13 protein-coding genes are annotated in these 14602 nt (G+C 45.9%); 5 read left to right on the top strand and 8 right to left on the bottom strand.

The genetic code is table 11. The annotated features are described in order from the left end of the window. Positions 1-684: 3-deoxy-7-phosphoheptulonate synthase (gene aroF / locus H6F50_RS11655; RefSeq protein ID WP_190428822.1), on the top strand; the 684-nt coding region annotated here is incomplete at its 5' end. 435 nt (positions 685-1119) lie between these two features. Here the strand turns inward: aroF and H6F50_RS11650 are convergent. From H6F50_RS11650 to H6F50_RS11640, 3 genes are all read right to left on the bottom strand, one after another. Then, positions 1120-1473 (bottom strand): DUF1257 domain-containing protein, encoded by a 354-nt coding sequence (locus H6F50_RS11650; protein WP_190415354.1) that lies wholly within the window; start codon positions 1471-1473, stop codon positions 1120-1122. A gap of 144 nt (positions 1474-1617) precedes the next feature. Beyond that, complete coding sequence (locus H6F50_RS11645) at positions 1618-3129, bottom strand: AAA family ATPase (protein WP_190415355.1); 1512 nt, start codon at positions 3127-3129, stop codon at positions 1618-1620. A 104-nt stretch (positions 3130-3233) separates the two neighbouring features. Beyond that, positions 3234-3581, bottom strand: a complete 348-nt coding sequence (locus tag H6F50_RS11640) for a hypothetical protein (protein ID WP_190415708.1) — start codon at positions 3579-3581, stop codon at positions 3234-3236. Positions 3582-3879: 298 nt separating this feature from the next. Between H6F50_RS11640 and H6F50_RS11635 the strand changes: the two genes are divergently transcribed. Next, positions 3880-4374 carry a hypothetical protein gene (locus H6F50_RS11635; RefSeq protein WP_190428821.1) on the top strand — a complete coding sequence of 165 codons (495 nt, stop codon included), beginning with the start codon at positions 3880-3882 and terminating at the stop codon, positions 4372-4374. A gap of 184 nt (positions 4375-4558) precedes the next feature. Next, positions 4559-5236, top strand: a complete 678-nt coding sequence (locus H6F50_RS11630) for a response regulator (protein ID WP_190428820.1) — start codon at positions 4559-4561, stop codon at positions 5234-5236. Positions 5237-5270: 34 nt separating this feature from the next. On the opposite strand, the gene H6F50_RS11625 is transcribed toward H6F50_RS11630, so the two are convergent. Continuing rightward, positions 5271-5477 (bottom strand): hypothetical protein, encoded by a 207-nt coding sequence (locus H6F50_RS11625; protein WP_190415360.1) that lies wholly within the window; start codon positions 5475-5477, stop codon positions 5271-5273. 472 nt (positions 5478-5949) lie between these two features. On the opposite strand from H6F50_RS11625, the gene H6F50_RS11620 reads away from it, so the two are divergent. Beyond that, positions 5950-6426: a peptidoglycan-binding protein gene (locus tag H6F50_RS11620; protein ID WP_190428819.1), complete on the top strand. Its 477-nt coding sequence runs from the start codon at positions 5950-5952 to the stop codon at positions 6424-6426. Between the two features lie 111 nt (positions 6427-6537). Here H6F50_RS11620 and H6F50_RS11615 read toward each other — a convergent pair whose 3' ends face one another. Both H6F50_RS11615 and H6F50_RS11610 read right to left on the bottom strand, forming a co-directional pair. Then, complete coding sequence (locus H6F50_RS11615; RefSeq protein ID WP_190428818.1) at positions 6538-8745, bottom strand: PAS domain-containing protein; 2208 nt, start codon at positions 8743-8745, stop codon at positions 6538-6540. A 664-nt stretch (positions 8746-9409) separates the two neighbouring features. Further along, entirely contained in the window at positions 9410-12088 is a 2679-nt protein-coding gene (locus H6F50_RS11610) for a GAF domain-containing protein (protein ID WP_190428817.1), read from the bottom strand. A gap of 124 nt (positions 12089-12212) precedes the next feature. Between H6F50_RS11610 and H6F50_RS11605 the strand changes: the two genes are divergently transcribed. Further along, a complete protein-coding gene (locus H6F50_RS11605; RefSeq protein WP_190428816.1) occupies positions 12213-12920 on the top strand; it encodes a hypothetical protein in 708 nt (235 codons plus the stop codon). 169 nt (positions 12921-13089) lie between these two features. Here H6F50_RS11605 and H6F50_RS11600 read toward each other — a convergent pair whose 3' ends face one another. Continuing rightward, positions 13090-13848 carry a hypothetical protein gene (locus H6F50_RS11600; protein ID WP_190428815.1) on the bottom strand — a complete coding sequence of 253 codons (759 nt, stop codon included), beginning with the start codon at positions 13846-13848 and terminating at the stop codon, positions 13090-13092. Further along, positions 13787-14251 (bottom strand): hypothetical protein, encoded by a 465-nt coding sequence (locus H6F50_RS11595; RefSeq protein ID WP_190428814.1) that lies wholly within the window; start codon positions 14249-14251, stop codon positions 13787-13789. Before H6F50_RS11595 ends, H6F50_RS11600 begins: the two co-directional genes overlap by 62 nt. Positions 14252-14602: the final 351 nt, after the last annotated feature.

The raw sequence follows: 14602 nt of genomic DNA, 5'->3' as shown, positions 1-14602 counted from the left end.
GCGGCGGGAGCGCAGTTTTTGCGCGGCGGTGCTTATAAGCCTCGGACTTCGCCCTATGCTTTCCAAGGACACGGTGAAAGTGCCTTGAATTTGCTAGCGGCGGCGCGGGAAGCAACAGGTTTAGGCATTATTACGGAATTGATGGATAGCCCTGAATTGGATGTGGTGGCAGAATTTGCTGACGTGATCCAAATCGGTGCCAGAAATATGCAAAATTTCTCCCTGTTGAAGAAAGTAGGGGCGCAAGAAAAGCCTGTGCTGCTGAAGCGGGGAATGGCGGCGACGATTGAAGATTGGTTGATGGCGGCGGAGTATATTATGGCTGCTGGCAACCCGAACGTGATTTTGTGCGAACGCGGTATCCGCACCTTTGACCGTCAATATGCGCGCAATACCCTGGATTTGTCGGCAATTCCGGTGCTGAGAACTTTGACTCACCTACCAATTATGATTGACCCCAGTCACGGTACAGGTAAGTCTGAATACGTGCCTGCGATGGCGATGGCATCAATTGCTGCTGGTGCTGACTCGTTGATGATTGAAGTTCACCCCAACCCGAAGAAAGCCCTTTCAGACGGCCCACAATCTCTGACACCAGAGCGTTTCGACCGCCTGATGCTAGAGATGTCTGTAATTGGTAAAGCTGTAGGTCGTTGGCCTGAACCTGCTGTTGCTTTAGCTTAGAGTTAAAAGGGTGGGCAAATGCTCACCCTTTTTTTATGGATGCGATCGCGAAGCGCCGACCTGTTAGTTCGCTACTTTTGATTAGTGATGGAATGCGATCGCTTGGCTCTGTTTGGAAGAACAGCAAGCATGATACTCTATGCCGAAATCCTCCGAATAGGAGATTTGGATGTATTACTCCATCGATAATTTCTCCTAACAAACATCGCCTTTTACACCAGCTTGCCCATAATCATATCCCTTGAGACGAATGGAGCGACGATGATGTTTTTCTGGGTTATCGGTCATTGTACTGCTGAGGCGCGATCGCATCGCTCCGCTATTCTGTCATTACTCCCATAAAAAAATTACCCAGCTCTAGTTAGAGCTGGGTGATAGGAAAAACGGGCTAACCTAAAGTTGATTAACCCGATAGCTTGGGAACGCGCACACAAATTACTTTTGCACAACCAACTTGACGTTGGCATTTTGCAGACCGCGTTGCTTGACTTCAGCCAAGGTCTTGTTCACGGCATACTTCTGATTAATCGAGTTAATCAGTTCGGTTTGGTTGTGCTTCTTGGCGACGCCCCACAGGTCAGCAATCAGGTCGAAAGAACCGTCGCTGTTGCGAGACCAACCGAGGTCATACTCGCCTTCCAGAACTGCAACGATGTCAGAACGAACCCGCTGACCGTTATAACCCCGAACATCTGCTTCGGTCTTAACACTGATACCCAGGTCGCGGAGAGAAGCTTTCAGGATTTCGGCATCGGTGATTTTGGTACGCAGAGTGCTAAAGTGAGACATTTGGATTTCCTCCAGTAGAGAGTTAAGAGAAACGACAACTTGTGGATGTGAGTCTGCCGCCTGGACACATTACTGGGCGGCTTTTTTTGTCAAACTGCTAGCAAACTGCTAGCCTTTCCTCCTGTTGGGAGCAGGAGAAAGCTTTTAGAACTCCAGTCGCTGATACTCGGCGACGGAGGACGCAGCAGGTCGCGCTCGCTGTCTGGCCCAGTCCCTCAGGGCCGTTACCTGCTCGTTCATGGTTCGGGAAAGCGGCAGAGTGGCTTTTATTGCCGCGATGATATCAAGCTGGGTAAATTCGCGGTCTTGGGCAAAAGCTTCGTACATTGCCGCGACCAATCCCTGCTCAATTTCTGCTCCGGAAAATCCATCGGATACCTTAGCTAGCTGGTCGAGGTCAAAGCGAGAAATGTCTCGCTTCCGCTTGCTAAGGTGAATATTGAAAATCTCTTTGCGTTCTTCCGCAGTCGGCAAGTCTACAAAGAAAATCTCGTCGAAGCGTCCTTTGCGGAGAAACTCACCCGGTAGACGTTCAACCCGGTTGGCAGTTGCCATCACGAACACCGGAGACGTTTTTTCTTGCAACCAGGTAAGGAAAGAACCAAAGATGCGGCTGGAAGTACCTCCATCTGAGTCAGCAGACCCAGAAGTACCGGCAAATGCTTTATCCAGTTCATCAATAAAGAGAATCGCTGGGGAAATTGATTCAGCCGTTTTTAGGGCATTCCGCAAGTTAGCTTCTGAGCGCCCCACCATTGAGCCGTCGTACACTCGGCCCATATCTAGGCGCAGAAGTGGCAGACTCCAGAGGCGGGCAGTGGTTTTGGCAATGAGAGATTTGCCACATCCCGGTACCCCTAGGATTAACATCCCTTTGGGTTGGGGCAGACCGTATTCCCTTGCTTTCTCTGTAAAAGCATTGGAACGTTGTCTCAGCCATCGCTTTAGCTCTTCTAAACCGCCAACCGAATCAATGGTTTCATCTTCTTCGATAAATTCCAAGATGCCGTTGCGGCGGATTAGCTGCTTTTTCTCAGAAAGAATAATATCGACTTCTGTTTCCGTCAGACGCCCGGTTTTGACGAAAGCTTTCCGATAAACTTTTTCGGCTTCATCCCGCGTCAGACCCAAGGTTGCTTTTAGCAGTTTTTCCCGAACTTCAGTTGTGGTGCGGCGAGAACGGGTTTGCTCTAACTGGCTAGATAGCACTTGGTTCAGTTCTGCCAAATCTGGCAAAGGATAGTCTAGAACGACGACTTCCTTTTCCAGCTCAATGGGGATTTGCTGAACGGGTGACATGAGAATGATAATTTTCTGTGTCCCTTTGAAGCTGGCGATCGCATCCCGCAGCCACCGCGTTGTTGCCGGTGAGTCAATAAAAGGGTGTAAGTCTTTAAAAATAAAGATACCAGGCTCTCTTTGGCGTACTACCCATTCAATCGCTGCCTCTGGGGAGACGGTGTTGTGCTGGGTAATATGGCGGGGTTGACCGTACTCGACTATGCCGTGGGTGACAGTCCAAATGTAGACGCGCCGAGCCAGGGATTTTGTCTGAGCAATATTGGCAATTGTTCGCTCTGCCCGCTCTTCTTCGGAAGTTACTAGGTAGATGAGGGGGTATTGAGCCTGAACCAGAATATCTAGCTCTTCTTTCATATCTATCGACCCATTAGAGACGGCACAACCACTAGCCAAACATTTATCAACCGCAACCAACGTGAGCAAGCGAGGAATTCAAGCAGTCTGGAGGATTTGGAACTTTAACAGGGAACCAATGCCTCTTCTCCCTGAGAATCCGTGCCGAGTTCACCTCTGGCATTTTCAAGGGTAGTCAGCTCTTCAGCGATTACACCTGGTTGATTATCCAGGGAAACCATTTCTCCATCTCGCAGTACCACAGAGCTAGTACACTCCGGACAGGAATAGACTCGATGAGTCCTTCCCTGGATTGCTTCTACCTCATCAACCACTTCTGGGTTAGCCAAGTAGAAGACGATCGCTCTTTCGACAATTGTTGACATGGGTTCCGTGTCAACAGCTGAGCGAATTTTGAGCTGGCGATGGAGACCTGGAGGAAGATACAACGTAACCTTTTGCTTGTCTTGCATATAACTTTTCAGTTGTTCTACCCGGGTATATTTCACAGGTTATCTGCCTTATTCCGGGCTGTCAAGACATCATGCCAGCATGACGGCAATATTGTTACATTGCTTAACAGTTTCCGGCAGAGTCGGACGAACTGGCGTAAGGAATATAAGCAAGCAGAACGGAGATAGGTTTCGGCGGTGTCCATTGCTAAATAACCTTCCCAGAGGGGTCCGGCGTCCTAGATCGGTTGTTAGAAGTCAGAGAGTCGAAGCTTGTTGCAACTGGCGTGTTGTTGTTTATGCGATCGCACTCTGTGTAATGCTGTGGAGTTGTCGCGCCTCGGATACCCAGCCGCCAACCTGGAAAACGTATAGAAATCCGCGTTATAGCTTCGAGTTTCCTTATCCCAGTAACTGGATTGCTGCGCCAATGCCAGACAATCGGGATGGAAGAGCTTTTAGAGATCCTCAAGACCCAGAGGTGGAAATATTAGGAGTGGCGGGCGATCGCTTGCCAGAAATTGAACTTGCGCCATCAGGGCAAAAACCCCCCCATCAATTCACGCAGCAGAACTTTACTACCCAACAAGGAGTTACTGGAAAACTTTATGTAGAACTGCGTTCAGATATCAGTTTGATGCGATTGACATTGATTCAGGGAAGGATACGCTACTACTGGCAGGGGCGATCGCCCTCTAAACAATTTCCCAATTATTATCGCTTCTTCTATTACGTTGCTGGACAATACCGCATCCCCTTGCAAGTGGAAGGAAGAGAGGGAGAGAGGTTAAGAAAGGGAGATTCCAGGCAGTAATCAGCGCGAAATACTATAAAACTTCAAAATTTCCTAAAAATATAGGGCTTTGGCAATTTTTAATTTTAACTTTTACTTTTTAAATTCCGGAAGGGATTAGGATTGGTCTGAGGAAATCCGCTTTATCCGAATTACCTGCCAATCCGCGTGGTTTTACCATAAGTGTAAAGTGCCATTTAATTCCATGCCCTCCGAAACAGAATCACCCCAGAATCTACCAACCGAGTCAAAGCCATTGCGAGTTTTGATTGTAGAAGACGATCCCATGATGCAGTTGGGTTTGGAGCAGTCATTAGCCGCTCATCCGCAGTTCACGATTGTCGGACAAGCCGAAGATGGCTATTTAGGCGTTGAAGCTGCTCTTAAACTGAAACCGGATCTGGTGGTTATGGATATTGGTCTGCCAAGACTAGATGGAATTGCCGCCACTCAGCAAATCAAGGCAGCGCTTCCTGATATCCGGGTAGTGGTATTGACCTCCCATACGACAGAAACCGAGATTATTGCCGCCCTTTCTAGTGGTGCGGATGCTTACTGCATCAAAGGTGCCAGCGTCGAACGCTTGCTCTCTGCGATCGCTGCCGCCCAAGAAGGTGCTACCTACCTCGATCCGCAAATTGCACGACGAGTAATTGACCATCTTAAACCGCCTTCAGTGACCGGCAGTGTTTCAACGCTATCGCAGCGCGAGTTAGAGGTATTGAAATTAATGGTAGAAGGCAAAAGCAATCCGGAGATTGCTGCCGCCCTCTACCTCAGCCCCAACACGGTCAAAACCCATGTCCGTGGCATCATGAACAAACTGTCTGTCGATGACCGGGTTCAGGCAGCTGTTGTTGCGCTTCGTTCTGGACTGGTCTAGACCAAATTCTGTAGGAATGCGATTCATTGTATTTCTACAGAAATGTCCGACGCTCCAAGTGATAAAGTTGTGCGATTTGATGTCTACTTTCCGTAAACTGTGCTGACTGTTGGTGCGTCGAAACCTGTAGTTTTGGCTCGATTAAAGATTGTCTGCTAGTCAGACGGGGAGTTTTTGTAATTGCCTCCGGGTGAATCAGAATAAACCCCATGCGTCGAGCGTATAAGTAGAATGACAACATGACCATGCACCCTTGAATTCAGTGTCAGGTATCAGGTTAAGACGATTAGAAGCGATCGCACTTCATCCCCTTGTCTCACCCAACTGGGTGAACATCAATTCTGTCTTAAGCTAGATGAAAGATTGCCAAGGCTCAGCAAACTAACTCACGAGTCTTTAGTTTAATCGTGTCCAGCTATTTAGATGGTCAACAACACTTTAAAAAAAATCCTATCTATACAATTCAACTGTTAAAAAAAACAGTAGTTATCAAAATAATATGATTTATTTTATCTACCTCATGCTCTTGATTCATCCGAATGGATGATTTCGAGAAATACCAAGCATTAGCACTTAAATAAAAGCTTTTTTAAAAGGTGGTAAGAATCAATATCATCCAAAAGAATGAGCTAGTTGGGTGAAGTGGAAGCTGAGAGCTAAACATTACCTTAGTAAGTGTAAGGAACACCAAATCACTTCAAGGAACACTAACCATGCAAGCTCCAATTAATACTCAAGCAAATGCTAACATCCAGACCAACAAACCTGTACTTCAGCGCGGTTCTCAAGGAGCATCGGTTGAGGAACTACAAAGACTTTTAACTCACTGGGGAAGTTATAACGGTGACATTGATGGAATCTTCGATATCGTAGTTGAAAATGCAGTGAAATCTTACCAGCACCGCGTCTTTTTGAAAGAAGATGGCATCGTGGGAAATCTGACTTGGCAGGCGCTTTACAAGGGTGCGCCCGTCAATATGCCGGTCCTGCAAAAAGGCAGCAAAGGTCAAATCGTAGTCACGCTTCAGCGTCTTTTACAGACAACTGGCGATTTTACTGCTGCAACTAGCCCAAACTTCGGCCCAGCAACAGATGCAGCGGTGCGTTCTTTCCAAAAGCGTTCTGGTTTAATTGCGGATGGAATTGTTGGCGATCGCACTTGGCACGCTTTGAGTAAGATTCCTCACTAAAGAAGGAATGTCACTCTCTTGACGCCTCTCCGTGAACGGAGAGGCGTCAAGAAATTTTTCTATAAGGTTGATGAATTAACCGGATTCGATATAACTTCAAAGACTAAAAGGCTAAGAAGCAACCCGATTTAGAGGTAATGTAAACCACAAGGTTGTCCCTAATCCAGGACTGCTATTCGCTCCAATTTCCCCGCCGTGGGCTGTGATAATTTGCTTGCAAAGATACAATTTTAAACCAGTGCCAGTCGAGCAACTGGATCTCGGATCTCGGATATAAAGATCGAATAAGCGATCGCACTCTTGTTGGCTCATCCCGATACCGTTATCCTGAAGCGTACAGCGCAGTCTTTGAGACTCAACGGTGGCGCTCAGATGTAGGCTCAGTTTGGGGGGATTATGCTTCAAAATATGGTTGAATAAGTTTTCTAAAACTCGCTGTAACTGAGCTGGATCGACCATGACCAAGGGTAAATCAGCGGAAACAAGATTCGTTAGTGTCGCTTGATTTTGCGACAGCGTTGGCTCTAAGCCTTGGAGAATCTTTGCAAACAGAGTCTTTATTTGAATAGGCTCGCAGTGGAGGATAATGCCCTCTTCCTCGCTAGAATGAGTTTCTAACAAGGAATTAATCATTCCCAATTGCCGCTCGTTCCCTTGAATCATGCGTTCGACAATTGAACGAGAAAGGGTAATTTTTTCCGCTGGCTGATTGAGCAAATTTTTTAGCACCATTACAGTTCCAATTACCGAAGTCCGAAGTTCGTGAGAAACTGTATGTAAAACAACGTCCTTGAGTTGGTTCATTTCTTGGAGTTCTGCCACTACCTGCTGTAACTGGGCAGTGCGCTCCTCGACAGTCCGCTCTAGACAGGTATTCAGAGTGGATACTTGTTCGTAAAGTTGTGCTTGTTGGATAGCGATCGCGACTTGGGTTGCTAGCGAACAGAGCAATTCAATTTCAAACTGCTGCCAATGACGCGATCCGCTGCATTGATTGGCGATCAACATTCCAAAAAACTCGTTTCCCACCAGAATGGGAACGCATAAACTGGCTTTAATTTGATATTGAGCGTAGTAGGCAGTATGAAAGCGAGATTTAACGACTTTCTCTGTATCATCAATTGCCTGAACCTGACCTTGTTTAAAGAAGGATTTAAGTTCTCTGAGGTAACGGTCACTTGTCACCCAGCCGAGAATCGATCGACAATCCGGTACCACTGATTCTGCTACAACTTTGCCTTGAGAATTGGTATCTAAGTGAGCGATGAAAACTCGGTCAGCTTGCAGAAATTGCCGAACCTCCTGAACGGTGTTGTTGAGAATTTGATCGAGATCCAGCGATCGCCGAATTCTCAACGCAATCTCTCCTAGTAAGCGAGCCGCACTCAGAGCGCAGATGCTAGCGCGATCGCGTTCTCCCGCAGCCCGGAGTTGGACTTCCCCCTCCTTTCGCTTGGTGATATCGAGAATATATCCTTCGTAGTGGGTGATGTTCCCTTGGTCATTGCGGACAACGCTGGTGAATTCATAAACCCATCGCACCTCACCATCAGAGCGAATCAGGCGATAGTCCTGTTCCTGAAAATTTAAGCCAGCCGCATCATACGCTTGAGTCTGAGCCTCAACTTGAGCTAAGTCATCGGGATGAATAACGCTACCATACGTCACCCTGCCACTCATGAAGTCATCCGGTTGATAACCCCACTGACTGATATTGGGCGAGACATATTCCACTGGTCGATTTTCTTGGGCAACCCAGCGGAAGACTGTAACAGGCCCTCTGATAAATAATCTGCGTTCTCGCTCTAGTGCTGCTTCGGCTCGCTTGCGTTCTGTCACTTCCATCAGCAAGCCATCCCAGAGAATATCACCGTTCGCCTGCTTTTCCGGACGAGAGGCGCATTGTACCCACTTAATTTTGCCAGTCGGCGTGACGATACGACCTTCCCAAGCCCAAGGTTGCAGCGTGGCGGCAGAAATATCTACAGATTCTTCATACCCTTTGAGATCTTCGGGATGAATTAAATCCTTAAGCAGTTGAAAATTCGCCTGAATATTTTCTGGTTCTAACTCAAACAATTCTTGGTACCCGGAACTGGCACAGACGATGGACTCACGACCATCCGGGCACCGCAGGTACTGGTAAATCATGCCCGGTATGTTAGCAACCATTCTTTGAAATTTCGACTTTTGCTGTCTTAGCTTGTCTGTTGTTTTCTGAATCGTTTCAATCTCGCCGTCAGCCAGAATTTGTTTGAGCTTTTCAAAGGCGGCTTCGTCCCGACAACACTCCCGGATGGCTTCTAGATATTCAGGCATTAGCAATTACTTCACTTCTTTTTAACTCAACCATTTTTCAACAATTTCACCAGATTAACAGGCTAAAAACCCTGAAAAATGAAGTCCGAAGTGTGAAAAGCTACGCTTTACGGTAACTTTCAACTTCTCTGGTTTTTCATTTTTTTATAGCCTTCATCCTTTAGTATTCCCATCCCCGCTTTAAAAATGCAGTCCATAGGTGATTGGAAGGAAACTGGCACAGAAAATGTAAAGTCTAATCTTTTTTTTCTATCAAAAGTAATAATTTTGCTGCCACGATAACAAGCAAGACTTGATTTTCAATTATCTTCACCGATTGAGCGATCGCTCAAAGGTTTATTTTCTAATTTAAGAGGAAACCATACATTTAACCTTCTTTTAGCGAATCACCCAATCGGGTGATTCTTAACCATGCTTTAGTTATTGGTTAGTAGCCATCGTTAAGGATGTACCAGGATTCATTCATCTGGCATCTTTATCTAGTCAGCATAGGAATCTAGTCAGTACAAGAGTCCTATTATTGCGTTTCTCGGTTGGATTGAAGACGAAATACCCAACTTCTCTAAGAAGTTGGGTATCTAAAGGACTAGCATCTTATAAATTAAATCAGATTGGTCTAGTAAGCAGGCATAAAACAGCTCTTAGACTAATAACATCTTTCTGTTTATGGTGACATTGCAAAAGGTAAAGTAAACCAGAAGGTTGCACCAGCTTTTGGAGAACTAGTCACGCCAATTTTGCCACCGTGAGCTTGTACAATCTGTTGACAAAGATATAATCCCAAACCAATACCCGTTGAGCGTCGTGCTTGCGAACCACGGGCATAAAGTTCAAAGGCGCGATCGCATTGTTCTGGATTCATCCCAACACCGTTATCTTCAATAGTGCAGCGAATCGTCTGTTCTTCAACGGTCGCCCTAAGAATCATCCTGAGTCCGGGTGGGTTATGGTTAAAAGCATTCGTGAGTAGATTTTCAAACACGCGCCGCAGCTGAAGCGGATCGGCGTTCACTGTGGGCAGTTCAGAAGGAATTTGATCGATCAGAATTGCCTGATTTTTGACACACAACGGCTCAAAATCCTCAACAATCTCTTGAATGAGAGAGTTAAGTTGAACTGGTTCGCGCTGCAAGACAAAACCTCGCACTTCGCTGGTGTGAACTTCTAACAAGGAGTTAATCAAGCGGAGTTGGCGATCGCTACTTTGAATCATCCGCTCTAAAATTGAGCGAGAAACTGGAATTGTCTTTTGTTCGTTGCCATTCGCTGTTAACAAATTCTGCAACACCAGTAACCAGCCGGTGAGCGGCGTCCGCAGATCGTGGGAAACGGCATGGAGGAAGACATCCTTCAGTTCGTATAGTTCTTGAACTTCCTGGATTTTTTGCTCTAGTTGAGCGGTACGTTCCCGAACTTGGCATTCTAAGTTGGTATTGAGTTCCTGTACCTGTTGGAAGAGGCAAGATTGCTGAATGGCGATCGCAACTTGGGTTCCTAATTGCTCCAGCAAATCAATCTCGATCGGCTCCCAGCGCCTCGCTCCACTGCATTGATTAACAATTAATGCACCCAATAGCCGATCGCCTTTCACGCGAATTGGGACAGCCACGGCGGCTTTGACGTGATAATCGCGGTAATAGGATGCGATCGCTGGGTGAACCGTCGCCTGGGTTGTATCCTCAACGACTCGAACCTGATTCGCCTCAAACAAGGTTCGCATCTCCTCCAGGGAACTTCGATCGTCAAGTACCCAGTTCATAATCGGCGGGTAATTGGGTTCTACGGATTCAGCCATTACCCTGCCTTTTCCCGTCGTGTCGGAAGCGATGAAGACGCGGTCGGCTTTCAGAAACGACCGGACTTCTGCCACCGTAGTGTTAAAAATTTCGTCCAAATCCAGCGATTTGCGGATTCGCAGCGCCATTTCTGCCAACAAGCGATCGCGTTCTTGCACCAAGCGCTGCCTTATTTCCGCCTGCTTGCGTTCAGTGATATCGTTCCCAATTGTCAGCAAACACGGCTCACCCTCCAAGTTGATGATTTCTGCACAGAAAAGCCCTATTATTACCTTTCCAGACTTGTTGCGAAACTCGCATTCCTGGTTGCGGACAGCACCTTCTTCCTGTACCTGCTGGATAACTTTGATGCGGTCTTCTGGATTCACCCAGATATTTAATTCCAATGTCGTATGACCAATAATTTCATGGCGTTGGAAACCTGAAAGATTGAGGAAACTTTCGTTGACATCAATGTATCGTCCTTCTTTGAGGGTGGTAATCGTTATCGAGTCAGGACTGGAACGAAAAGCGGATGCGAACTTCTCCTCAGAACTTCGCAGCGCCTCCTCACCCCGCTTTCGGTCGGTAATATCCATTACCAACCCATCCCAGAGAATATCGCCATTGAGTTGCTTCTCTGGTCGAGAAGCGCATTGAATCCATTTAATTTTGCCGCTGGGAGTCTGAATCCGACCTTCCCATTTACAAGGTTGCTGTGTCGCCGCCGAAACCGCGATGGATTGTTCATAAGCCTCGCGGTCGTCGGGATAAATTAATTCCTTGCCACAATTTGCCTGAATCGCCTCCGGCTCTAATTCAAACAGTTCGCGGCAACCGGAACTGGCATAGGGGACAGCCTGGGAACCATCCGAACGCTGAAGGAACTGAAAAATCATCCCCGGTACGTTAGCGGTAATTTGTTGCAGCCGTAATTCGCTTTGCCGTAAAGTTTCAGTTGTTTGCTGATGAGCGATCGCTTTCCCGAAACTTGCTGCCATCGTTATCAAACAAGCTTCCTCATCTTTTGACCACTGGCGATCGTAGCGGCGATCGTCAAAGCCAATTAAGCCCCAAAGTTTGCCATTACAAGAAATTGGGACAACTAATATAGAGGAGATTTGCTTGTTTGTTAAAACTTCCCGTTCGTCATTTGGAAGTTCGCGAATTAAACCCCGAACTGCCTTCCCAGCTTGCAAATCTTCGTACCACCGACTGATGCGACAAGCCGCCAATGCCTGGTTTTGTAAATTGGGATTGTGAATTTGAGGCGTTACAAACTCTTTTGTCCATTCAAATCGATGGCTAAAGGCTAATTCACAGGTTTCTGGATGAGGATGAATCTCAAAAATATAAGCTCGATCTACTCCCGTTACTCTGCCTAGAATTGCTAAAGCTTGATTCACGCCGACTGCAAAATCGCGATTCGTCAGCAGTTGGTGAGTCGCTTCCGCCACACTTTGTAGGAGATTAGAGCAATACATGGGGCTAGTTTTCGCATACAGTCTAGTGGAAACACGCTCTTCTGGATAGGGAATTTTTTGACTCTGACTTATGGTTTTGTTCACTCTTTAACCCTTTTGTTCGATTGCAGTGGAGGCTTTCATCCTTCGCGCCGATAAAAGTCTTTTGATGGGTTGAAAGCCAAAGGCAGTAGTCAGAAGAATGAATTTTCCAAAAGCATCATTAAAAATGATGAATTGGGAACAAATTCATCATCTAATCTTCAAGATTTATCTTTCCGATTTCCGAAAAAATACGGATCTATCACCCGATCGGGTTAACCAATCTGTAGGAGGGCGATCGCGCCTGCGCCAAGCGATCCTATTTATAGAGGCTCTTCACTTGAGACGCTGGCAGGCACTTCAAATGGCACTAACGACTTTAATTCCCCAAAAACTCCTCTCCAAAATTCCCCCTTTTCAACCCGTACAACTCGCGACCACTTTAGGAATTTTGTCTGCGTTGCTGCTGAATACATCTACTTCGACGTTAGCTCAGCCAGCATCCAATGTGTCTTCAGAACAACCCAACCAGCAATTGACTGTAGAACAGCAATCAGGAACGTGTCCCGCATCAGTCGGACTTTGGACAGTCTTGTTACCTTCTGAAGGTGCTGCCGATCATACAGTTGTCGCTGACACGAAAGCGATCGCGAGTAATGGGAAAATTTCATCTTCAGGCAATACGTTTGTGGAATATGAAGCTCCACTGCAAGAAGCTTATGCCTCCTGCGTCGGTCAGGCAAGTTCTCCAGATTTACACTCCTATAGCTTCGAGTTTCGCAATGGTAAAGTCTATTTTCGCGTGAATCTCGATTGGGTTCCTGGCTATACCAAGATTGTTTCTAAAACCGTGGCATCTGGGCGTCCTTTCGTGCATTGGCAAGCTAGCGAATAAAGGCGTGCAAAATCGCTCAAAATCGCTTTATCTATCAGCTTTTGAAATATCGCTCGGCTTTGTGAAGTCTAGTAGTAATCAGTGCCAGTTGCGGGCCTTTGCTACTGGAGATTAAGGAAAAAGCGATCGCTTCCTGTCAAATGGGAAGCGATCGCTATTATTACAGAACTTATTTAGAAGATTTAGCCGCTCGTTGCTTAGCATAAGCTAAGTTACTTTGATACTCGACTGATTTTTTCTGAGCTACCTGATAATTCGCACTTTCAAGTGGTACAGCTTTCATTAACGCGATCGCTTCCTGCCACTGACTCACAATCGCATCCCAGTCAGCTTTAAACTGAGCTGTTTGGGTGAGTTTGGCGGCATTCATTGCTTTGTTAACTGCCTGCTGGAAAGGTTCTATCTGAGTTTCTGGAGTTTCAGCCGTAGTAACATTTGGTATAGCTTCTATTGGTTCAGATAGCACTGGCGATGGAGCGATAGAGACAGCAGCAACAGGTATATTTTCTCTTGATTCTGACCATTTTCCCAACCAAAAGCTTCCGACTGCTACTAGAGGAATGAAAGAAATTATTAATAAACTTCTTAATATTTTTTGGTGTTTTCGCCAGCCTTTTGAGATATTTTGATTTTTGGGTTTTACCGTTCCCTTCATTTGGGTAATGCCTATATCTCCTCGAAGACGATCAATTTCTATTTCCGAGTTTAGATCAAGATTTGAGCTAACACTACCAGCTTTATTATTAAAAGAATGAATAGAAATCAAGCGCTGTTTCATTAAAAAATCAATTTGGTATATAAATGCGGAACTAGAAAACCAAAAAACAGCTATTATTGCCTGTATTGTTTCAGACCAAAGATTATTATTAACATACAGAGTGTTGTAACTGAGGTTGAATAAAGGCAGAAAAAAGATAAATAAACTCAATGGTTATTAAGGTAGCCAAAACAATCGCTAGCCAACCATATAATCCTTCCCACCAACTGAGCAGTCCTGGTCTTAATCCTTGAATTTTGCCTACTTCTGGTGCCTGAATTGATGGGAAAAATTGATTGATAAACAAATGTAAGAAGTGATGAGCAAACGCAATCGTAGCAATTGGAGATAGCAGTGCCAGTATTCCAAAAACACTAAACAGCGATGGGCTATCTACAATTCTCGCTGTAACGTAGCCGACAGTGTTAGTCATCCTGACAATTGCGGTAAGTCCGCTCATTAACAGAATTAAAACAAAAGCTTTCAGCCAAGAACTGGGATAAGGAAACCAAGCATACCAGCGAAGATTTGGAAGCTTTTTCTTGGTAAGTTTCAGAAGATTTGGTTGAGTCATAAGTAATGGGGGAGTAGAGGTGGGATGTAACCCTTGACTCAAAGGATATCCCCCTCTCAGCAAACAATGGCTCAGTGTTTTCACCTATGTTGCAAGCGATCGCGCAACTATTGTCAGTAAAAATAATCGCTTGGAAGCGCGATCGCGTCAAAAAAAACCCGCTTTCTTCAAGAAAGCGGGTTTTTAAAAATACCAACTTCTATCTTAATAACCAGTAGCTGCCAAATCCAACTCATGCGCGTAAGCAACCCGTTCCACCCTAGTTTCAATCCTGCCATCTGGATACAGATTAAATAAACGAAATCCTGGCGCTTCCTCATCTAAGGAAAACTGGTGGCTATGCGGTTCAAA

This window comes from Coleofasciculus sp. FACHB-712 (assembly GCF_014695635.1).
Taxonomy (GTDB): domain Bacteria; phylum Cyanobacteriota; class Cyanobacteriia; order Cyanobacteriales; family FACHB-T130; genus FACHB-T130.
The sequence above is the reverse complement of the archived record's forward strand: the minus strand, read 5'-3'. Positions and strand labels throughout refer to the sequence as shown.